The following is a 21,291-nucleotide window of genomic DNA, read 5'->3' as shown; positions in this document are numbered from 1 at the left end:
TCGCAAGCAGACCGCTGCTGTGTCAGGGCACCAGATAGCCTCTGACCCCGGTAAAGATGATCTGCGCGGCCAACGCGCAGACAAACAACCCCATCAGGCGGCTGACAATCTGTAAGCCCTGGTCACCGAGAATCCGCTCGATGCGGCTGGACAGGTAAAGCACCACGCCGACGGTAAAGCTGGCCAGGGCGATGCTGATGATGGCCATGAGTTTGTCGTCCCAGTGCGGCTGGCTCACGCCCATCACCAGCAGGGCGCCAATGGTGCCGGGGCCGACCGTCAACGGAATGGTCAGCGGGACAATGGTCACGTCCTGCTGAACATTATCTGTCTGTACGGCTGATTTGCCTTGGGCCATGCCCAGCGCCGAAATGAACAGCACGCTGCCGGCGCCGATTCGGAACGCATCCACGGTGATGCCGAACACGCTGAAAATCACCCGTCCGAACAAATACAGCAATACGCTGGACACCAGCGTCGCGATCGCGACTTTCCAGGCCAGGCGCCGTTGTTCCTTGCGCGAGTAGCCGCGAGTCAGGCCGATAAAACACGACAGCACGAAGAAGGGGCTGTAGAGCACCAGCATCTTCAGATAAACGCTGAACAACACATGAAGCATGGTCGAGGCTCAAGGCGGAGAAAGACGTCGGGGAGTCTATCAGGCGTTTTGGTGTCTGTCGGCTCAGGACGTCTGCGCTGTACGATTCTGCTGGTCGCGCTGGGCCACCCAGTGTTCGATCAGCTCGCGCAGTTGCGACAGTTCCACCGGTTTGGCCATATGGCCGTCCATCCCGGCCTGACGGGCGCGTTCCTTGTGTTCGGCCAGGATGTGCGCGGTGAGCGCGACCACGGGGGTGCGGGTGCGCTGGTTACCCATTTCCCAGGCACGCAGTTGCTGGGTGGCGGAAAAGCCGTCGAGGATCGGCATTTCGCAGTCCATCAAGACCAGGTCGTAGCGCTGCTCCTTCATGGCCTTGAGGGCTTCCTCGCCGTTGCTGGCGGTATCGGGTTGCAGGTTGAGCTTGCCGAGCATGCCACGGATGACCTTGGTGGAAATGCTGTTGTCTTCGGCCACCAGGATGCGGAAGTCGCTGGGCACTTTTACCGGAACGACAGGACCGGCGCCCATCGGAATGCTCGGCGCCTGGCCTTTGTTGCGCTGGTTGAGTTCGTCCGCCAGGGTGGTCTTGAGGGTATAGCCGGCCACCGGTTTGGCGAGGATGCGCTTGACCCCGCTGTTGCGTGCCACGACCTTGCTCGGCGCGTTGCTGATGCCGGTGAGCATGATCAACAGGATGTCGTGATTCAGGCTCGGGTCTTCCTTGATCTTGGCCGCCAGTTGCATGCCGGTCATGCCGGGCATGTTCTGGTCCAGCAGCACCACGTCGAAGTAGTCCCGCAGGTGCGCCTTGGTGCGCAGCAGCGCCAGGGCTTCCTTGCCCGATGGTACGGCGCTGACGTTCAGGCCCCAGGCGCTGCATTGCTGCACGAGCACTTTGCGGCAGGTGTCATTGTCGTCGACGATCAACACCCGCGCCCCTTGCAGCGGACTGTCGAGGTCGGAGGTCGGATGTTCGAGGCGATCCGGGTCCAGGGGCAAGGTCAGCCACAAGGTACTGCCCTGGTTGCTGCCGCTTTTGATGCCGAACTCGCCGTGCATCAGCATGATCAATTGACGGGCGATGACCAGGCCCAGGTTGCCGCCCAGGCGGGTGGCCGAGAGGAAGTTCTTGCTGTGCAATTCGGCATGCATCAGCGTGTCGCGCTCTTCGGCGTCCATGGGCGTTCCGCTGTCCTGCACCGCGATGCGCAGGCGCGGCTGATTGCTGCGCTCGTCCAGCGCCACGACGATCAACACTTCGCCCTCGTCGGTTTTTTTCAGGGCGTTTTCCAGCAGGCTCAGTAGCGCCTGGCGCAACCGTGTCGGGTCACCGCTGATCACTCGCGGCACCTGGGGCTGGATAAAGCTGATCAGTTCGACATTCTGCTGTTCGGCCTTGGCGCGGAAGATACTCAGGCAGTCCTCGATCAGCGCATTGAGGTCGAACTGCACGTCGTCCAGTTCGATCTGCCCGGACTCCAGCCGGGAAATGTCGAGGATCTCGTTGATCAGGGTCAGCAGTTCGTTGCCGGCGCTGTGGATCGTCTGCACGTAATCGCGCTGCTTGACCGACAGCGGCGTGCCCAGCAGCAGTTCGGTCATGCCCAGTACGCCGTTCATCGGCGTACGGATTTCGTGGCTGATCTTGGCCAGGAACTCGGCCTTGGCATTGATCTCGGCATTGCTCGCCGCCAGGTCGCGGCTGATGCTGAAACGGCTCTCGTTGATCGAGCGCTGGCGCTCACCCAGGGCGACACTCATCAGCAGTCCGCTGACGCAGATGAACCCCAGCAGGGTGATGATCAGGCCCTGGGGAGCGACTTCCGTCAGCCCTTGCAGGGCCGGCAGGATGATCAGCGTGCCCAGGTTGAAAACCACCATGGCGGCGACAAACAGCCGTGCCGGGCGATAGCCCTTTTGCCAGTGCCAGGCGCTGACAAACAGCATGCTCAGGCCGGCCAGCGCGACCAGGGCATAGGTCATGATATTGAGCGGCAGTGTGTTCACGAACAACAGCAGCAGGCTGCAGAGCGTGATGAACACGATGTCTCCCAGCAGCAGCCGGTTCAACGGGTGCGGCCCCAGGGGGGCGAAGAAGCGGTAGGCGAACATCAGGCCGCAGGGCGCGGTCAGCAGCAGGGCCAGATAGGCCCCCGGCGTCTGAATGGCCGGCCAGTCGGGCAGCCAGGCTCCAGCCAGGTTCAACAGCAGCACCAGGCTGAGCATCAACAACCCTTCGCAGGCCGCCAGCCACAGGCAACTGCGTGAGCGGGTATAGGCGTAGCGGGTCAGGTTGTGCAGGATCAGCATCGCGATGCAGCCGAACAGCAACCCGTAGATCAGCGTCTGGTTCTGGTTGGCCGCCGCCTGAATCGCCGTTTCCAGGGTGACATAGGGCCGCAGTTCGTGCCGGGACGCCAGGCGCAGGTAGACGTCCAGCTGTTTGTCGCTGCGCGGCAGGGCCAGCATGTAATCGCTGCTGGGCAGGGGCTGTTCGATACGGGGCAGGGCATCCCCGCCGACCTGTTGGTCCACCAGGGTATCGCCGTCCAGCACATAGAGGTTCAGGCGAGACAGGTCGGGTGCAAAGATGCGCAGTATTTGTTCATGTGGGTCGGGGGCCAGCCGGAAACGCAACCACAATGCCCCACCCGGCTCGGCGGCCTTCAGGCGGTCCAGGTCGATGGGGCTGAATTGATTGGTGTAGCGGGCAGAACGGATGTCGCTCAGCTTCAGGTCGCCCTGTTCGTCGAGCAATACCGCCCAGCCACTGCCTGGCGCGGCCTGGGCCGGGAGCGTGCAGAGCAGTGTCAGCAGGGTGACGGTTAAACCTATGGCAATCCTGAGCCAGCGCACGGCGAAATCCCTTCGTAGGTTGATGCCAGATTATAACTATGCGCGGCGCCGGAGCAGACAGGCAAGGGCCATGGGCGCTTGCCGGTCTGAATGGCCGGGTTATTCCAGATTTTCGCCACGCTCGCGGGCAATGGCACGGTAGCCAATGTCCTTGCGGTAGAAACAGCCTTCCCAGTCGATCTCGGCGGCAAGCTTGTAGGCCTGCTGCTGAGCCGCGTCGACACTGGACCCCATGGCGGTGGCGCAAAGTACGCGACCGCCGGCGGTGACCACCTGGCCATCCTTCAGCGCGGTCCCCGCATGGAAAACCTTGCCTTCCAGCCCGGCTGCAGCCTCCAGGCCTTGTATCGCATTACCTTTAGCGTAGTCGCCCGGATAACCCCCGGCTGCCAGTACCACACCGACGCTCGGACGCGGATCCCACTGGGCTTCGACCTTGTCCAGAGCCTGGGCCAGGGCCGCTTCGACCAGCAGCACCAGGCTCGATTGCAGGCGCAGCATCACCGGCTGGGTCTCAGGATCGCCGAAACGGCAGTTGAATTCGATGACTTTTGGGTTACCAGCCTTGTCGATCATCAGGCCGGCATACAGGAAGCCGGTGTAGACGTTGCCTTCCTCGGCCATGCCGCGCACGGTCGGCCAGATGACCTGGTCCATGACCCGCTGATGGACCTCGGTAGTGACCACCGGGGCAGGGGAGTAGGCACCCATGCCACCGGTGTTCGGGCCGCTGTCGCCATCGCCAACACGTTTGTGGTCCTGGCTGGTGGCCATTGGCAGGACGTTCTTGCCATCGACCATGACGATGAAGCTGGCTTCTTCGCCGTCGAGGAACTCTTCGATCACCACCCGGGAACCGGCGTCCCCGAAGGCATTGCCGGCCAGCATGTCGCGCACGGCGTCTTCGGCTTCGGCCAGGGTCATGGCTACGATCACGCCTTTACCGGCGGCCAGGCCGTCGGCCTTGATCACGATCGGCGCGCCTTTTTCGCGCAGGTAAGCCAGGGCCGGATCGATCTCGGTGAAGTTCTGGTAGTCGGCGGTCGGAATCTTGTGACGTGCCAGGAAATCCTTGGTAAAGGCTTTCGAGCCTTCCAGCTGTGCGGCTCCGGACGTCGGGCCGAAGCAGTCCAGGCCACGGGAACGGAACAGATCGACCACGCCGGCGACCAGCGGCACTTCCGGGCCGACGATGGTCAGTGAGACGTTCTTCTCGGCGAAGTCGGCCAGTTGTTCCAGGGCCAGCACGTCGATGGCGACGTTTTCGCATTTGGCTTCGATGGCGGTACCGGCATTGCCCGGTGCCACGAAAACCTTCTGCACACGCGGATCCTGAGCCACTTTCCAGGCCAGGGCGTGTTCACGGCCACCGCTGCCAATGATCAAAACATTCATTTCAAAAACCTCGGATGACGCTGATTCTGTTTGGAGCCTAGGGCGTTTTGCGCCATAGGAGGTCGCAATAGAAGTCGGTAGATGCAAGGCGGAGTCGACCTCGATGAGCGGAGTTGCCTTTTGGCAATGAGCATCATCGAGGTCGGCTCCAACGCAGCAGATGCCGGCTTCAGTGCGGCCGTTGTCTTGTTAGTGACGGAAGTGGCGCATGCCGGTGAATACCATGGCGATGCCGGCTTCATCAGCCGCCGCAATCACTTCAGCGTCACGCATCGAACCACCCGGCTGGATCACCGCAGTGATGCCGACCTTGGCCGCGTTGTCGATGCCGTCGCGGAACGGGAAGAACGCATCGGAGGCCATGACCGCGCCCTGTACCTGCAAACCGGCGTGTTCAGCCTTGATCGCGGCGATGCGGGCCGAGTTCACGCGGCTCATCTGGCCGGCGCCGACGCCGATGGTCTGGCGGTTCTTGGCGTAGACAATGGCGTTGGACTTGACGTACTTGGCGACTTTCCAGGCGAAGATCAAATCGTTGATTTCCTGCTCGCTTGGGGCGCGCTTGGTCACCACTTTCAAATCTTCGCTGCCGATCATGCCGATGTCGCGACTTTGTACCAGCAGGCCGCCGTTGACACGCTTGTAGTCCCAGGCCGGCGCGCGGTCGTCCGACCATTGGCCGCAGGCCAGCAGGCGCACGTTGGCCTTGGCGGCGACGATGGCACGGGCTTCTTCGCTGACCGAAGGGGCGATGATCACTTCGACGAACTGACGCTCGACGATGGCCTTGGCGGTTTCGGCGTCCAGTTCACGGTTGAAGGCGATGATGCCGCCGAAGGCCGATTCAGTGTCGGTGGCGTAGGCCAGTTCGTAGGCCTGGCGGATGCCGCCCTCGGCGTCCGGGCTGACGGCCACGCCGCACGGGTTGGCGTGCTTGACGATCACGCAGGCGGGCTTGACGAAGCTCTTGACGCATTCCAGCGCCGCATCGGTGTCGGCCACGTTGTTGAACGACAGTTCCTTGCCTTGCAACTGGGTGGCGGTGGCGATACCGACTTCGGCCGGCTTGGCTTCCACGTAGAACGCCGCGCTCTGGTGCGGGTTCTCGCCGTAGCGCATTTCCTGGGCCTTGATGAACTGGGTGTTGAAGGTGCGTGGGAATTCGCTTCGGCCTTCGGTCGACAGGGTTTCAGCGGCCTGGTTCACGGTGCCCATGTAGTTGGCGATCATGCCGTCGTAGGCGGCGGTGTGTTCAAAGGCCTTGAGCATCAGGTCGAAACGCTGGGCGTAGGTCAGGCCACCGGCCTTGAGGTTTTCCAGCACGCTGGCGTAGTCACTGGCGTTGACCACGATGGCCACGTCTTTGTGGTTCTTGGCCGCCGAGCGGACCATGGTCGGGCCGCCGATGTCGATGTTTTCAATGGCGGTCGGCAGGTCGCAACCTGGCTTGTTGATGGTGGCTTCGAACGGGTAGAGGTTGACGGCCACCAGGTCGATCGGCTTGATGCCGTGCTCGTTCATGATGGCGTCGTCGATGCCGCGACGACCCAGGATCCCGCCGTGGATCTTCGGGTGCAGGGTCTTGACCCGACCGTCCATCATTTCCGCAAAACCGGTGTAGTCCGCGACTTCCACTGCGGCGACGCCATTGTCCTGCAGCAGCTTGAAGGTCCCGCCGGTGGAGAGTATCTCGACGCCCAGCTGTTGCAGTTCGCGGGCGAATTCGAGGATCCCGGTCTTGTCGGAAACGCTGATCAAGGCGCGGCGGATCGGCAGGCGGGTGGTCTGGTCGGTCATTTCAATTTCCATCAAAAGCAAGGGAAGTCAGCAAAAAAGGCGACCGTTTTTTACGCGGGCGCCTTTCTGGTTTGATTGAATGCTTACAGCAGATCGTACTGCTTGAGTTTCTTGCGCAGGGTGCCGCGGTTCAGGCCCAGCAGCTCACTGGCCTTGGTCTGGTTGCCCTTGACGTAGTTCATCACGCTCTCGAGCAGAGGTGCCTCGACTTCCGAAAGCACCAGGTTGTACACATCCGTGACGGCAGCGCCCTCAAGGTGGGCGAAATAATTGTGCAGCGCCTTCTCGACACTCCCGCGAAGGGTCTGACCTTCTTCGCTGGGCGTATTGAGGTGCTGTTTCAAATTTACGTTGTCGCTCACGGGTGTTATTCCACTCACTAAAGTCTCGGTCATCATCGTCATGCGGCCACCCCTTCGTCCCCTGTCAGGCTCTTGTAACGCTCAGCGAAGAACGCCTGAACGTCGGCGCATTGTGCTTGCGTACCATCCAAACGATTGAAACGGGCGCGAAACTCCCTGGCGCCCGGCAGGGTTGCGAGATACCAGCCCACATGCTTGCGAGCGATGCGTACACCCATGACTTCTCCGTAGAAGGCATGCAGCGCGGCCAGATGCTCTAGCAGAATACGTTCCACCTCGGACAGTTGCGGCGCAGCGAGCTTTTCGCCGGTGCGCAGGAAGTGTTCGATTTCACGAAAAATCCATGGCCGCCCTTGGGCAGCCCGGCCGATCAACAACCCGTCGGCACCCGTCGCGTCCAGCACGTACCGGGCCTTTTCGGGCGAGTCGACATCGCCGTTGGCAAAGACCGGCATCGACACCGCCTGCTTGATCGCGGCAATGGTGTCGTACTCGGCCTCGCCGGTGTACAGGTCGGCACGGGTGCGGCCATGCACCGCCAACGCCGTGATGCCTGCCTGTTCGGCGATCTTCGCCACCGTCAGGCCGTTCTTGTTCTCCCGGTCCCAGCCGGTGCGGATCTTCAGGGTCACCGGCACATCGACTGCGGCGACGACCGCCTGCAGGATCTCGGTGACCAGCGCTTCATCCTTCAACAGTGCCGAGCCTGCAGCCTTGTTGCAGACCTTCTTCGCCGGACAGCCCATGTTGATGTCGATGATCTGTGCGCCCAGCTCGACATTGGCCCGGGCCGCCTGCGCCAGCATCTGGGCATCGCCACCGGCGATCTGCACCGAGCGGGGCTCGGGATCGCCTTCGTGGATCATGCGCAGACGCGATTTGCGGGTGTTCCACAAACTCATGTCGCTGCTGACCATTTCCGAAACTACAAGCCCGGCGCCCAGTCGCTTGCACAGCTGACGAAAGGGCTGGTCGGTGACGCCCGCCATTGGGGCGAGAACCAGGCCGTTCTGTAATGTATATGGGCCGATGCGTACCGCCGACATAGGACTTCCCTGAAGTGGGGCCGGATCATGAGACTTCGAAAAAGGGTTGGCATGATACCCGCTCTCGATGACTGGATAAAGGTCGAATTGGATAAAATCTGAACAGCTATTTTGTTATCGCCAGCGGTTTGGTTCGGGTGCGCTGAGTCAGAAAGCTGCCGCCAATCGCCCGGCCCGGGTGTGCATCACTCTGGTGAATGAAAGCTCAGGCTGTAGTTCACCGCTTTAGGTCCCGGGTCGAGGATATCCAGGGCAATATGAATGGGCGTCTGCGGCGGCATTTCCCCCAGGCCTTCGACATCGCCGCCCAGATATTCACCGGGCTTGAAACGGCGACTGGCGATCAGATGCCCGTTGAGGTCGGCGAAACGCAGCTCCAGCAGCGGGAAAGGCTGGGAGAACGGCGCACGGTTGTAGATGATTGCGTCCACCACCAGGGCGCCGCTGAACTCCGGATGGCTGCGCACCACCAGGTTGCTGCTTTTGATTTTGCCGATGTCGACCTTGGACGGCACGTCGCAGCCGATGGTCGGGCAAATCTGCAGGAACCACGGGCGATACTGATCCTGACGGGCCAGTTCTTCGAAGTGGTAGGCGATGTACTGGCCGGCCAGGGCCGCGGCGGCGAACAGGATCAACAGGCCCCACAGCAAACGCCGGCCCCAGGGCGAGCGACGCTTGCGCCAGTCCAGTTGCAGCGGATCGTCATCCAGGTCCTGAAGGGCCTCGGCGCGTAATCCGGGTTCATGGCGCTCGCGTGCCTTGCGCGTCGGCACCGCTTGCAACGGTGCTTCGTCGTGATCATCGTGATCATCGCTGGCAGACAGACTTTCCAGGTGTTCGTGGGGCTCGTCGTCCGGCTCCAGGCGTAGCGGGGTGACCGGCTCGTCGTCCGGTTCCAGCGGTTCCAGGGTCAGGGGCAAGGACAAGGACGGTTCGGTGCGCGGTGGGCGGGCCGGTTCATGGGGCTCGAACGGTTCGACCGGGGTTTGTAGGGCCGTTTCGTCGCGCTCGCTGGCGGATTCGCTGTACAGGCTGTCGGACCAAGGCTCCTGATCGTTCGAGAGCGGGTCGCGTTGCGCGCTCAGGTTGTCTTCACGACGTCGGCCGAAGGTATCCGGCGCACGCTTGTCACGCCGCTCCAGTCGAGCCAGTTCCTTGTCCAGATCATCGAGGTCCAGCTCGGCGGCGGTCCATTGCTTCTGGCTGATCGCACGGGGCGGGGATTCGGCGGCGGGCGTCTTGATTGGCGGTGCCAGGGGCGTGACGGTTTCCTTGGCAGTGTGCTGTTCCAGCAATTGCCGTGCGGCATTGAACACTTGCAGGCACGAGCCACAGCGAACCACCCCGCGGGCCACGCTCAATTGAGTATGGCTGACGCGAAAACTGGTGTGGCAATGCGGGCACTGGGTGACGAAACTGTCAGTCATGCGGCAATCCGGTTGATACAGGCGGCCATTCTAGCGCCGACGACCGGTGATGCGCACCCAGCCATCGCGATTGGCGATGGGGTCCAGATCAAAGTCCGCGGCATAGGCCGCAGCGACTTCTTCACCCTGTTCGGCCAGGATGCCCGACAGCGCCAGGCGTCCGCCCGGCTTGACCAGGCTCGACAACTGCGGCGCCAGGGACACCAGCGGACCGGCCAGGATGTTGGCCACCAGTACGTCGGCCTGAACCTGTGGCAGGTCTTGCGGCAAGTACAGGGGGAACAGCTCTGGGGCAATGTTGTTGCGCCCGGCGTTGTCGCGGGAGGCTTCCAGGGCCTGGACGTCGATGTCGGTGCCGACCGCTTCCTTGGCGCCCAACAGCAGCGCGGCAATGGCCAGGATCCCCGAGCCGCAGCCGAAGTCGAGCACGTTACAGTCTTTAAGGTCCTGGCCGTCGAGCCATTCCAGGCACAGCGCGGTGGTCGGGTGCGTGCCAGTGCCGAACGCCAGCCCTGGGTCCAGCAGCAGGTTCACCGCATCCGGCTGCGGCGCGGCATGCCAGCTCGGCACGATCCACAGGCGCTGACCGAAGCGCATCGGCTGGAAGTTATCCATCCAGCTGCGTTCCCAATCCTGGTCTTCGATCACTTCGCTGTGATGCTCGGGCAACGGGCTGCCGGTGAGCAGCTCCAGATGTGCCAGCACGCTGGCCGGCTCGGTGCCACCTTCGAAAAGGGCCAGCAGGTGAGTGTGGGACCATAACGGCGTGGTATTGAGTTCCGGCTCGAAGATCGGCTGGTCTTCGGCGTCCATGAAGGTTACCGATACGGCGCCTACTTCAAGAAACGCGTCTTCGTAGGTTTCGGCTTGTTCCGGGCTGATGGCCAGACGTACTTGCAGCCAAGGCATGGCGGGCACCTTTGGAAAAAAATCTACAGGAGGCAGCGCAGGGCTGCAAAGGCGCGCAGTGTACGCCAGGTCGCCATCAAAGTGGATAAGCGAGTCTCGTGCCGCCGGCGTGGTGTTTCGATATATATATGTATGACATGGGGGCAATGCAGGACGGATAAGGTGCGGGTCCACACAACAGGGAGGAATGTGATGGACAACACTGCCGAACGGCACAGCAACACGAGCGGCGCGGGGACGGTCTCTTCCCCGCAGGCGGAAACAGCACAAGTCATTCTGGAGAAGTTGGCACGTTGGCAGGCGGCTATCGACCAGCGATTACACGCTCAGATGCCCTTGCTGGAGGTGCTGGAAGAGTACCTGCTGGTCCAACTGCGCACCCATTATTACCAGGGCAACATCGATCCATACTTCATCGGCACCCTGCTCGATGCGGTGCTGCAACGGATGATCGACCAGACGCCGGTGGCTTTTGATGAAGAACAGGATGCTCCTTATCGCTGGCCCGGCGGGACTGATCCGGGGTTTGCGGCTGAGCGTCGGGAAGTCATCGTGCAGGTGGTGGAAGCAAGCGCTGCGGGCTTTACCCATCACTACAAAGACTATCTGCAACGTCACTGGCGCATGGCCGGGAGCGACGCCTCTCTTGAGGAGGTGGTCAAGCACAGGCTCGCTGAATACCTGGCCCGGATCGATAGGATTTTCCAGCCGGAGCAACTGGCGGGGGTGGACGTCGATGAGCTGAGGGAGAAGCTTGAAAACCTTCAGGCGCACTGGCGTCTCACAAACCAGATCACCTCGTTGGCAACCGCTCAGGAACGGCGGAGTCTTCAGGCAATCGCTGGGGGGCAATTGCCTGGCTGGCTGAAGGCGCTGAGTGAAGTCGAGCGTAAACAGTTGAAGGCTTTTGAGGCACGGACCTCGCAGGCGCAGGCGCTGGTGGATGAGCTGCTCGACGGCCTGGGCTCGCTGCAGGCGTTTGCCCGGCGGCTGGCCAGGGACTATGTCAGGCGTGAACTGGACATGGAAGTCGAGCCTGACGGCATTCGAGTGCAGTTGCAGTGGCGAGGGATCATTGACCAGCCGGTGCAGACCCATAGCCTGAGCGAATTGCTGGCGGCAGGTCCGATAAGATCGGACGCTATATCGGTGTTCCTGGTGGAAAATGGCGCCATGCTGCGCAACCAGCCTCTTTCGCCGGCGTTCATTACCCAACTGCTGGCAGACGTGGATGCCCCCGCTGGGTATGGGGCAGCATTGGTCAGCCAATATGGCCGGGCAGACCTGAAGGACGCCATGCTCGATTGGTTCGTGGCGCGCCTGGAGCAAAGCGCGTTCGTGGCACGTTGTGCGGGCCATTTGAAGGTGAGCCATCACGAGGCGCTCAAAACCTTATGGGCAAACGAGACGTCGGCGCAATCGGCCAGTGCCTGGCGTGTGGCCTGCCTTGCGCTTCCAAACGCACTGAAGTGTTCCGATCTTCTGTTGTTCTACCGCGAGGACCGGTCGGGCGAGGTCAGTGATCTGTTGTTGTACGCCCCCGGCAAGCCAGATGGGCAGGAGTGGATCGAGTTGCCCTCGCTTCGGTCCGTGAATGCAGAGATAGGCGCCTGGATTGAAAGCCAGGCGGGTCGCGAATACCTGTTGCAACAACTCTCTGCCGCCGGGCGTGATGTGGCTCGGGAGTACTTTGCCGGCGTGGCGGACAAGCCGACGGCATGGGATCTGAACAAAGACCTCAGGAGCACTGCGATGGCCTTCAAAGCCTGCCTTGAGGCGTCTGTTGCAATGGGCCTGGCCAACAACCTGGCGCAGGTGGAGCAGGACGAATCGCCCCAGTGGTACGCGGCCCTGCCGCTTGACTCCCGACGCATCATCAGCAGCTTGAGCCAGGAGCTCCTGGTTCATCAGCAGGTCTTCAACGAGCAGATCGCCGGCTATGAGGTCTTTGTGGACTTCGCCAAACGTACCGTCACCCAAGCCATCGCACCGTACATGCGTAGCAAGGGGGTGCAGGAACCGGTCGATCCTGCCACGGTGCTCATCGACTACACACCCGGTCTGGCGAGTGGCAAGACCCAGGTTGCCAGCTTGCTGGAGCTGGCCATCCATGGGTATGACGACAACTCGGGCATCGACAACCCCAGAAAAGGCGTGCGGTCATCGATCGGGCAGGACCTGGGGCAGGTTCGCAGTGCGGAGCTCGCGACCTACATCCGGCGGGCCTACGTGGGCGAGCAGTATGCGCGGCAGATCCGCGCCAGGTTCCTCGATGCCAGCGCTGCCGAATACACCAAGCGGCGCAATGCCTACCGCAACCTGTTGCTGACCCGGATGGATCGCGACCTGCGGATCGCGACGGGCAAGTCCTTGTTGAACGCCCGTGAGTTCTGGTGGCTCACCCGGCAAATCACGCTGCTGAGTGAGTCGACGCCGGTGACCGGCTCAGTGAGTTCGCAGGCGGTGGTGCAGCGCGAAGGTCTGATCCGGTTTACCGTCGGCGGTCATGTGGTATTGGGCGTCTATGTCTTTGCCTACTTTGATCCCAAAGGTGTCTATTGGCTGTACACGCCCGACGCTCCCGACGGCGTCACGTTTCGCCCATACCAGGACTTCCCCGGGGCGATCGCCGCACGCCTGCGTGATTACGTGCTGGAGCGGGTGGCCGTTGGTGCTCGTGCCGCGGTAAGGCGCTCGCTGACGGCTTTGGCGACCACGACCCGTGGCCTCGAAGTATTGCGCGAATTCAATCGGGTAATGGATATCTCGTCGCAGTTCGATGCCTACATCGAGCGTGCTGTCACGGACGTGGAAGATGTCACGAAAAGTCGCGGCGAGGTGATCAGGGATCAGGTGCTCAAGGGCCTGCTCTTCGCCTCCGCGCCGGTGTGCATGGTTTACCCGCCCTTTGCCCTGTTGCTGGATGCCGGCTTCATTGCCCTCAGTTCCAGGCAGGCGATCGAGGCGCATGGGCAGGGCGACACGGATCGCGCCCTCGGCCATTGGCTGCAAGCGACCTGGGGCGCGTTGTTCGGCATGCTTGGGGCAATGAGCATGACCCGGCTGCTCGGTCAGGCTGTCAGGAGTCTGAAGCTCGCCGTAAGGCCCATGTCCTTGGCCGCTCAGCGCCTGAGGCAGGTGACATCAGTCGCTGCCAGGGAGAGCGGGCCGCTGATCCAGCCGATCCGTTTCGATCCGAAACAGGCGGTCAGGGAAACGCCGAAGAATTTGCAGCAGGTGACCGAGGGGGCTTTCAAAGGCACCTATCTCAGCCCGTCCAGCGCTACGCAGCCGCGAAATGCTTTCTACATACTCGACAAGGGCAGGTACTACCAGGTGAGGGGGAATATCTACTTCGATGGTCTGTGCCTGGTGGATGCCCGTTATCCCGGCGCGTTTTACAAACCGCCCGTGTACAGGATGGCGAATGGCAAGTGGGCGCGTAAACCCGTTGGAATGAGTGGCGGCAATGATGATGTGCGCAACCTTGGGCGAGTGAGCGATCTGCGCGAAGCGTTTCCCGGGCATGTCTTCCCGGACGTGGCGCGGGGCGCGTTGCAGGGCGAGGCGGTGGTCGCCAGGTTCAGCGAGACGGCGGCAGACAACTATCTGTTCTCCCTGAACGCCCAGACATGCGTGATCGCTTCGTTGTACAACCCGACCACCAAGGTCGGGGCGGTCATTCATTTCGATCACAACATCCGCGCACTGATCGAGCGCAGTGTTCGCGAAGTGAAGCAGCGTTTGGGAGGGGCAGCGAAGGATATTCGCGCCATTCTGGTGGGCGGCGATTGGCTGACAGGCGCTGATATTGGCGAGCCGGTCAGATCGGTGATGAGGCGCCAGGGGCTGCAGCCAACCTGGGATCACTGGTCGTATTCTTCCTGCTTCGGTAATACCTATGGTGTGTCGCTGGATCTGCGCACTGGGGTGACGTCGGTGTTCAAGACATCACAGAGTCAGGTTGAGCGCTACTACATACCGGTGCTGGCGAGGGCGAAACAGAGTTCCGACCCGGTGTCGGTGCGTGCGCGTGGGTTCATGACGCGCTTGCGTAGTGAGCCGTTGGTAGCCAATGCCAATGGTGGCGTTCGCACCCTGCAGGGCAGGGCGGCGACGAGGGCGCAGATCGAAGCACAGGCACTCCCTACGGTAGCGCTGAGCTGAGTCATTCGCCGCCATTGTGAAAGGCAGGCAAAAAAAGACCCCGGCCAATGGACCGGGGTCTTTTTTACATCACTCGGGACATCAAGCCTGATCAGCCAGCTTGTGTTCCAGGTAATGGATGTTGACGCCACCTTTGCAGAAGCCTTCGTCGCGGACCAGGTCGCGGTGCAGCGGGATGTTGGTCTTGATCCCGTCCACCACGATTTCGTCCAGCGCATTGCGCATGCGCGCCATGGCTTCGTCACGGGTTGCGCCGTAGGTGATCAGCTTGCCGATCAACGAGTCATAGTTCGGCGGAACCGCATAACCGCTGTACAGGTGCGAGTCGACGCGAACGCCATTGCCGCCTGGAGCATGGAAATGCTTGACCGTGCCTGGGCTTGGCATGAAGGTTTTCGGGTCTTCGGCGTTGATCCGGCATTCCAGCGAGTGGCCGCGGATCACCACGTCATCCTGGGTGAACGACAGTTTGTTGCCGGCGGCGATGCTGAGCATCTCCTTGACGATGTCGATACCGGTGACCATTTCCGAAACCGGGTGCTCCACCTGAACACGGGTGTTCATTTCGATGAAGTAGAAACGACCGTTCTCGTAGAGGAACTCGAAGGTGCCGGCGCCGCGGTAGCCGATGTCGATGCAGGCCTTGACGCAGCGTGCCAGGACTTCCGCGCGAGCCTGCTCGTCGATGCCCGGTGCCGGTGCTTCTTCGAGGACCTTCTGGTGACGACGTTGCAGCGAGCAATCGCGGTCGCCCAGATGGATGGCCTGGCCCTGGCCGTCGGACAGCACCTGGACTTCGACGTGACGCGGGTTGGTCAGGAACTTTTCCAGATAGACCATCGGGTTGCCGAACGCCGCGCCCGCTTCGGAGCGGGTCAGTTTCGCCGAGGAAATCAGGTCTTCTTCCTTGTGTACCACACGCATGCCGCGACCACCGCCACCACCGGCAGCCTTGATGATCACCGGATAGCCGACTTCGCGGCCAATGCGCAGGGCGGTTTCTTCGTCTTCAGGCAGCGGGCCGTCGGAACCTGGAACGGTAGGTACGCCGGCGGCGATCATGGCGTGCTTGGCCGATACCTTGTCGCCCATCAGGCGGATGGTGTCGGCTTTCGGACCAATGAAGGCAAAACCGGAGTTTTCGACCTGTTCGGCGAAGTCGGCGTTTTCCGCCAGGAAACCGTAGCCAGGGTGAATGGCGGTGGCGCCGGTCACTTCAGCGGCGGCGATGATCGCCGGGATGTGCAGGTAAGAGTGCGCAGCCGACGCCGGACCGATGCAGACGGATTCGTCCGCCAGGCCCAGGTGCATCAGTTCTTTGTCGGCCTTGGAGTAAACGGCGACGGTCTTGATGCCCATCTCTTTGCAGGCACGCAGAATCCGCAGGGCGATCTCACCGCGGTTAGCGATCAGAACTTTTTCCAACTTCGCAGTCATCAAAGGCTCTCCGCGGTTCAAACGATGGTGAACAGCGGTTGGTCGTACTCAACCGGCTGGCCGTCTTCAACGAGGATGGATTCGATCACACCGCTGGTTTCAGCTTCGATGTGGTTCATCATCTTCATGGCTTCGACGATGCACAGGGTGTCGCCTTTCTTCACGGTCTGGCCGACTTCAACGAAGGACGGCGAGGACGGGGAAGACTTGCGATAGAACGTGCCTACCATTGGCGAACGGGCAACGGTGCCGTTGAGCGTTGGCGCGGCAGGTGCTGCTGGAGCGGCGGCAACTGGCGCTGCTGCCGGAGCAGGCGCGGCGGCTGGAGCCTGCATCGGTGCCGGCGCGTAGAACTGCTGGGCCGGGGTCTTGCTGTGACGGCTGATGCGTACGGACTCTTCGCCTTCCTTGATCTCGAGCTCGTCGATGCCGGACTCTTCCAGCAATTCGATCAGTTTCTTAACTTTACGGATATCCATGAATCATCAACTCCCAAGGGTCGGTCAGGGGCGTTTAACGCTTGTTGTTCAAGCTGTTGCCTGTTTTTCAAGCTGCTCTAGGGCGGCCTCCAGAGCCAGTCGGTAACCGCTGGCGCCAAGGCCGCAGATCACTCCCACCGCTACATCGGAGAAGTAGGAGTGATGGCGGAAAGGTTCGCGTTTGTGCACGTTGGACAAATGCACTTCGATGAATGGGATGCTCACTGCCAGCAGCGCGTCACGTAATGCGACGCTTGTGTGCGTAAAAGCAGCGGGATTGATCAAAATGAAGTCCACGCCTTCGCCACGCGCGGCATGGATGCGGTCGATCAATTCATATTCGGCGTTGCTTTGCAGGTAGAGCAAATGATGGCCGGCATTGCGGGCCCGCTGTTCCAGGTCCTGGTTGATCTGGGCCAGTGTCACGGCCCCGTAGACGCCCGGTTCGCGGGTGCCCAGCAGGTTCAGGTTGGGTCCGTGCAGGACCAATAGGGTCGCCATCTGCTGTTCCTTGTTATCTGTGAGCAGGTGTCAGAACCCGGCGACTATGCCGCAAAGCCTTTATGACTGTCCAGTTCTCTGCAATAGCCAGCACGATGACCGATGTTTGCGCGAAATTTGTGACCATGCTCCAAGATCCGGTCACCCGCCCCTGGGATGCCTGCGCTAAACCCTGTGGGAGCGAGCCTGCTCGCGATGGCGGCGGTAGATTCAACATTTCTGCAAGCTGACCCACCGCTATCGCGAGCAAGCTCGCTCCCACAGGGGGGCTGTGGTGAACATCAAGGTTGGGAATAACCCGACACCCGCGTGGGAGCGAGCCTGCTCGCGATGGCGGCGGCACATTCAACACTGATGCAAGCTGACCCACCGCTATCGCGAGCAAGCCCGCTCCCACAGGGATCTGTGGTGAACATCAATGTTGGGAATAACCCGAAACCCGCGTGGGAGCGAGCCTGCTCGCGATGGCGGCGATAGATTCAATATTTCTGCAAGCTGACCCACTGCAATCGCGAGCGAGCCCGCTCCCACAGGGGATCTGTGCTGCTTAAACCCGAAATGCCTGCACCGCCGTGTGCAGCCGCCCACCCAATACCAGCAGGTTGTCGCCCTGTTCCCGCCCCTGACCAATGCGCAGCAGATTATCCCCACCCAGTTGATGAATCCGCTCACTGTGATCGCGGATTTCGCTGACGGCGCCGCTTTGTTGGGCGGTGACGTCGGCGATGCGCACTGCGGTTTCGGAAATGGTCTGGATGGCCCCGACGATTTTATCCAGTGCGCCGTCGGCCGCTTGTGCCTGGTTGGCGGTGGCTTCGGCGTGTTCGACCTGGGCGCGCATGCCGTCCACAGACTGGCGCGCGGCCAGTTGCAGGCGGGCGATCAGTTCCTGGATCTCGGCAGTGGCGCCCGCCGTGCGTTGGGCCAGGGAGCGGACTTCCTCGGCCACCACCGCGAAACCTCTTCCCATGTCTCCGGCGCGGGCGGCTTCGATGGCGGCGTTGAGGGCCAGCAGGTTGGTCTGATCGGCAATCGAGCGAATCACTGTCAGCACGCCGCCGATGGTGGCCGATTCCTCAGCCAGTTGTTCGATCATTTGTGCGTTGCCTTGCACTTCGCCCACCAGCGCATGCAGGCCGGTGAGGCTCAGGCCGATGACTTTCTGCCCTTGCTCCACAGCATGCCCGGCGCTACGGCTGGCGTCGGCGGCCTGGCTGGCGTCACCGGCTACTTGTTGAATGGTCGCTTCCAGCTCGCTGAGAGAGTCGCGGATCAGCGCCGTGTCACCGGCCTGGTGCTCGGCGCCGCTGTGCAATTCTCCACTCAGCTCGGCCAGTGCCCGGCTGCTGCCAGCGACCTGCTCGGCATTCAGGCGAATGGTGCCGACCAGATCCACCAGATACGCCCGCAAGCGATTGAGCGAGGCCTGGATGTCTTGTAACTCGCGGTTGCTGGCGCCCACATGAATGTCGCGGCTGAAATCCCCTTCGGCCCAAGTCGACAGGGCGGGTGCCAGATTTGTCAAAGTCCGGGCCAGGCGCCGCTGCAAGGTGTCGATGAGCAATGCGATCAGCAGGATCAGGCCGATCATCAATCCCTGAATCAGCCGAACTTCGCCCTGGATCTGGCCATGTTGGGCGCGAACCGCCGACTCCATGGCATCGATCGCCTGTTGCACATCGGCGATTTTCAAGTGCGTGGCGCTGCTCAGTTCTGTGCGCTTCTGGATCAATGCGCGAGTGCGCCCCAGTTCGGCAGGGTAGCGGCCGAGCAGGCTGTTGAGTTCGCGCTTGAGGGCGATGCCGGCGTCTTCGGCGACGGTTTCTTCCTGGGTCTGCAAGCCCATCAGCGCAGCGAAATCATCGCCCTGCGCTTCGTTGCTGGCTGTCACGCCCAGCAGCGGCAGGCTGTCGAGGCTCTCGGCCTGTGTGCGGATGCTCTGCAGTTCCCGTTCGACATCGGCGGCCAATTCGCTGCGTCCGCTGCTGACCAGTTTGTCCCGGGCGAGGGACAGTCGGCCCAGATGTTGCGAAGCGGCGAACAACGGCGGCAGGTAGGCCGGGGCGCCATTGGCGTATTGCGCAAGGCGGTCCAGGCTCGCGCTCAGCTCCCGTTCGGCCTGCAACAGCAGGGCTTGCGGATCGCCCGCCAGCTTACCGGCGGCCAGCAGATCGGTCTTGCTGAAGCCGTCGAGGCTGGACAGGCTTGGGCGCAAGCTCTTGGCCAACTCGGGCGGAAATTGGTCGAGGTCCTTTTGCAAGGTATCAATGGACTGGGTCGCTGCGCTGAGGCGCAAGGCGTCGCCGCTGGCCAGGTAATCTTCGATGTTGCGCGCCACCTCGCCCTGGAACTGCCGCGACAGGCTCAGGTAGCGCTCCATCAACAGATAGGGGCGCTCCAGGGCGATTTGCGACCACCACAGGGTGCAAGCCAGGCCAAGGCACACGGCAACTAAAAGAAGGGTATTGAGATTGGTCAGCAGCTTCAGGCGCATCAAGGGTCTACCAAGGGCAGAATCGTAAGTGCTTGAAGTTATTGCGTTTGGGTTACAGGTTTATGACTGAATCGGTGGATTCCGATGAAAAGGTGGCACTTTGCTTTGACTGCCGCGCGCTTTGTACCCGATTGCGCCCTGCGTGCTTGGCGCGGTACAGCGCTTCGTCCGCCTGGCTGGCCATCATCAGGCTGTCGGACTCTTCGCTCATCTGCACCACGCCCGCGCTGAAGGTGCACCACAGGTCCTGGGGCTGCGCCGGGTAGTGAATTTCGGCAAAACGCTGGCGGATTTCATCCAGTACCTTGTAGGCCGCATCGATATCCGTGTCCGGCATGACGATGGCGAACTCTTCACCGCCGTAACGGCCGATGAAGTCGGTCTTGCGCAGACGCTGCTTGAGAAACAGCGCCAGGCTTTTGATCACCCGGTCGCCCATGGGGTGGCCGTGGCTGTCGTTGACCCGTTTGAAATGGTCGATGTCCAGCATGGCAAAGCTCAACGGCTTGCCTTCGCGGCGAGCGCGGAAGCAGCAGTCTTCGAGCAATTGCAGGATATGGGTGTGGTTGTAAAGACCGGTGAGGCTGTCGCGGACCATCCGCGCCTTGAGGTTGCGCGCCCGGGCCGCGCGATTGCGCACGGTGGTGATCAGGTGCCGGGGTTTGATCGGTTTGGTCAGGAAGTCGTCGCCGCCTTCACTCATGGCGTCGAGCTGTTTGTCCAGGTCGTCTTCGGCGGACAGGTAAATGATCGGCACGCTGACATAGCGGTCATTGTGGCGGATCACCTTCGCCAGCTCCGTGCCGGTGCAGGCGGGCATGTACATGTCGAGGATGATCAGATCAGGCTGGAAATCCGCCAGCTCGGCCATGGCCTGGATCGGTTCGATCAGCGTGCGGGTGACGATACCGGCGCTGTTGAGCAGGCGCTCGGTGTGCAGGGCCTGGGCACGGGAGTCATCAATGATCAGCACTTTGTAGGGTTCGTACTGGGCAACGCAGGTCAGCACTTCGATCTTTTCCAGCAGGCTCGAAGCTTCCAGGGTGCCAGTGAGGAACTCCTGCCCGCCGGCGCGCACCGCCGCCAGGCGTGTCGGCGTGTCGGTTTCCAGCAGGCTGAAGAACAAGAGCGGCAACGGCTGCTCCAGACCTTCCTGGGCTTCGGCGGCCAGTTTCAGGCCGATGCCGGGGCCGCTGAAGTCCACGTCCATGACAATCGCGGCCGGCAGGCGCTCGACCATCGAAGCCCGAAACGCCGCCACGCTGTCGAGCGCCTGGGCGCTGAGGCCGAAGAACTCCAACTGCTTGGCCAGCCGCTCGGCGCGGTCATGGTCCTGCAACATCACGTAGATGGGTTTGCGCAGCGGCGGCAGGAAGGTCTGTTCGAGCTGATCGCCATGGCGCAGGCCGGTGCGGGACAGGCGCTGCATCAGTCGATTGATTTCAGTGATCAGGTGGCTGCTCAGACGCCCGCGATTGGCTTCCACCGCTTGCAGCGATTGACTGATGCCCTGGGCGAGCTGGCAATGCTCCGGTTGCTCGAAGCGCTCGGCAAAGCGCAGCAGACGCAGGTTGGCTTCGCTGAGCTCCGACAGGTCGACGCCTGACCATTCACTGCGTTGCAGGCGCTGCCAGATCTCCAGGATCTGACGAGCCTGGTGAATTACCCGCTGGGCAAAGTGGTGCTTGAGGCGCTCACGGCTGGGGTCTTCTGGCTCGGTCATATCCTGACTACTAGTTAGGGTGCATGCTGAGATCGACTGGTGGCTCTATGCTAGCACCTCTTTTCATTCGCATGAGTGTCATACGTCAATAATC

General features: G+C 61.7%; 13 protein-coding genes and 1 pseudogene. 1 reads left to right on the top strand and 13 read right to left on the bottom strand.

The genetic code is table 11. The features are described 5' to 3' along the window. Positions 1 to 22: 22 nt before the first annotated feature. The 8 genes from T3A99_RS09900 to prmA all read right to left on the bottom strand — a co-directional run bounded on the left by T3A99_RS09900 (position 23) and on the right by prmA (position 10,396). A complete protein-coding gene (locus T3A99_RS09900) occupies positions 23 to 619 on the bottom strand; it encodes a MarC family protein (protein ID WP_047227382.1) in 597 nt (198 codons plus the stop codon). A gap of 63 nt (positions 620 to 682) precedes the next feature. After that, positions 683 to 3,457 (bottom strand): hybrid sensor histidine kinase/response regulator, encoded by a 2,775-nt coding sequence (locus T3A99_RS09895; protein WP_076382840.1) that lies wholly within the window; start codon positions 3,455 to 3,457, stop codon positions 683 to 685. A gap of 99 nt (positions 3,458 to 3,556) precedes the next feature. Further along, positions 3,557 to 4,852, bottom strand: a complete 1,296-nt coding sequence (gene purD / locus T3A99_RS09890) for a phosphoribosylamine--glycine ligase (protein ID WP_047227384.1) — start codon at positions 4,850 to 4,852, stop codon at positions 3,557 to 3,559. A 189-nt stretch (positions 4,853 to 5,041) separates the two neighbouring features. Beyond that, positions 5,042 to 6,649 carry a bifunctional phosphoribosylaminoimidazolecarboxamide formyltransferase/IMP cyclohydrolase gene (gene purH / locus T3A99_RS09885; RefSeq protein WP_322834252.1) on the bottom strand — a complete coding sequence of 536 codons (1,608 nt, stop codon included), beginning with the start codon at positions 6,647 to 6,649 and terminating at the stop codon, positions 5,042 to 5,044. 83 nt (positions 6,650 to 6,732) lie between these two features. After that, complete coding sequence (gene fis / locus T3A99_RS09880) at positions 6,733 to 7,053, bottom strand: DNA-binding transcriptional regulator Fis (protein ID WP_025211617.1); 321 nt, start codon at positions 7,051 to 7,053, stop codon at positions 6,733 to 6,735. After that, a complete protein-coding gene (gene dusB / locus T3A99_RS09875; protein WP_047227386.1) occupies positions 7,050 to 8,057 on the bottom strand; it encodes a tRNA dihydrouridine synthase DusB in 1,008 nt (335 codons plus the stop codon). The genes fis and dusB overlap by 4 nt, the downstream gene beginning before the upstream one ends. A gap of 185 nt (positions 8,058 to 8,242) precedes the next feature. Then, positions 8,243 to 9,487, bottom strand: coding sequence for a DUF3426 domain-containing protein (locus T3A99_RS09870; protein ID WP_047227387.1), 1,245 nt, complete (start codon positions 9,485 to 9,487; stop codon positions 8,243 to 8,245). 30 nt (positions 9,488 to 9,517) lie between these two features. Beyond that, positions 9,518 to 10,396: a 50S ribosomal protein L11 methyltransferase gene (gene prmA / locus T3A99_RS09865; protein WP_047227388.1), complete on the bottom strand. Its 879-nt coding sequence runs from the start codon at positions 10,394 to 10,396 to the stop codon at positions 9,518 to 9,520. Between prmA and T3A99_RS09860 the strand changes: the two genes are divergently transcribed. Continuing rightward, entirely contained in the window at positions 10,382 to 14,563 is a 4,182-nt protein-coding gene (locus T3A99_RS09860; protein WP_322834251.1) for a dermonecrotic toxin domain-containing protein, read from the top strand. The two genes, prmA and T3A99_RS09860, sit on opposite strands and share 15 nt — an antisense overlap. Positions 14,564 to 14,644: 81 nt before the next feature. Here the strand turns inward: T3A99_RS09860 and accC are convergent, their stop codons facing one another. The 5 genes and pseudogenes from accC to T3A99_RS09835 all read right to left on the bottom strand — a co-directional run bounded on the left by accC (position 14,645) and on the right by T3A99_RS09835 (position 21,197). Beyond that, positions 14,645 to 16,000: an acetyl-CoA carboxylase biotin carboxylase subunit gene (gene accC / locus T3A99_RS09855; RefSeq protein ID WP_047227390.1), complete on the bottom strand. Its 1,356-nt coding sequence runs from the start codon at positions 15,998 to 16,000 to the stop codon at positions 14,645 to 14,647. Positions 16,001 to 16,017: 17 nt separating this feature from the next. Continuing rightward, complete coding sequence (gene accB, locus T3A99_RS09850) at positions 16,018 to 16,479, bottom strand: acetyl-CoA carboxylase biotin carboxyl carrier protein (protein ID WP_047227391.1); 462 nt, start codon at positions 16,477 to 16,479, stop codon at positions 16,018 to 16,020. 48 nt (positions 16,480 to 16,527) lie between these two features. Beyond that, positions 16,528 to 16,980, bottom strand: coding sequence for a type II 3-dehydroquinate dehydratase (aroQ, locus tag T3A99_RS09845; RefSeq protein WP_018605716.1), 453 nt, complete (start codon positions 16,978 to 16,980; stop codon positions 16,528 to 16,530). A 547-nt stretch (positions 16,981 to 17,527) separates the two neighbouring features. Then, positions 17,528 to 18,034 (bottom strand): annotated as a pseudogene (locus T3A99_RS27860) (methyl-accepting chemotaxis protein); the annotation flags it as partial. A 1,492-nt stretch (positions 18,035 to 19,526) separates the two neighbouring features. Continuing rightward, a complete protein-coding gene (locus tag T3A99_RS09835) occupies positions 19,527 to 21,197 on the bottom strand; it encodes a response regulator (RefSeq protein ID WP_047227393.1) in 1,671 nt (556 codons plus the stop codon). Positions 21,198 to 21,291 lie beyond the last annotated feature (94 nt).

Origin of the sequence: Pseudomonas sp. N-137 (assembly GCF_034555295.1) — a bacterium.
In the GTDB taxonomy this organism is placed as follows: Bacteria; Pseudomonadota; Gammaproteobacteria; order Pseudomonadales; family Pseudomonadaceae; genus Aquipseudomonas; species Aquipseudomonas rhizophila.
This window is presented reverse-complemented; position numbering and strand designations above follow the sequence as displayed.

Excerpts from the sequence above, each read along its gene's own strand:
- T3A99_RS09900 (WP_047227382.1), bottom strand. The coding sequence starts at position 619 with ATGCTTCATGTGTTGTTCAGCGTTTATCTGAAGATGCTGGTGCTCTAC.
- purD (WP_047227384.1), bottom strand. The coding sequence starts at position 4,852 with ATGAATGTTTTGATCATTGGCAGCGGTGGCCGTGAACACGCCCTGGCC.
- purH (WP_322834252.1), bottom strand. The coding sequence starts at position 6,649 with ATGACCGACCAGACCACCCGCCTGCCGATCCGCCGCGCCTTGATCAGC.
- fis (WP_025211617.1), bottom strand. The coding sequence starts at position 7,053 with ATGACGATGATGACCGAGACTTTAGTGAGTGGAATAACACCCGTGAGC.
- dusB (WP_047227386.1), bottom strand. The coding sequence starts at position 8,057 with ATGTCGGCGGTACGCATCGGCCCATATACATTACAGAACGGCCTGGTT.
- T3A99_RS09870 (WP_047227387.1), bottom strand. The coding sequence starts at position 9,487 with ATGACTGACAGTTTCGTCACCCAGTGCCCGCATTGCCACACCAGTTTT.
- prmA (WP_047227388.1), bottom strand. The coding sequence starts at position 10,396 with ATGCCTTGGCTGCAAGTACGTCTGGCCATCAGCCCGGAACAAGCCGAA.
- accC (WP_047227390.1), bottom strand. The coding sequence starts at position 16,000 with ATGACTGCGAAGTTGGAAAAAGTTCTGATCGCTAACCGCGGTGAGATC.
- accB (WP_047227391.1), bottom strand. The coding sequence starts at position 16,479 with ATGGATATCCGTAAAGTTAAGAAACTGATCGAATTGCTGGAAGAGTCC.
- aroQ (WP_018605716.1), bottom strand. The coding sequence starts at position 16,980 with ATGGCGACCCTATTGGTCCTGCACGGACCCAACCTGAACCTGCTGGGC.
- T3A99_RS09835 (WP_047227393.1), bottom strand. The coding sequence starts at position 21,197 with ATGACCGAGCCAGAAGACCCCAGCCGTGAGCGCCTCAAGCACCACTTT.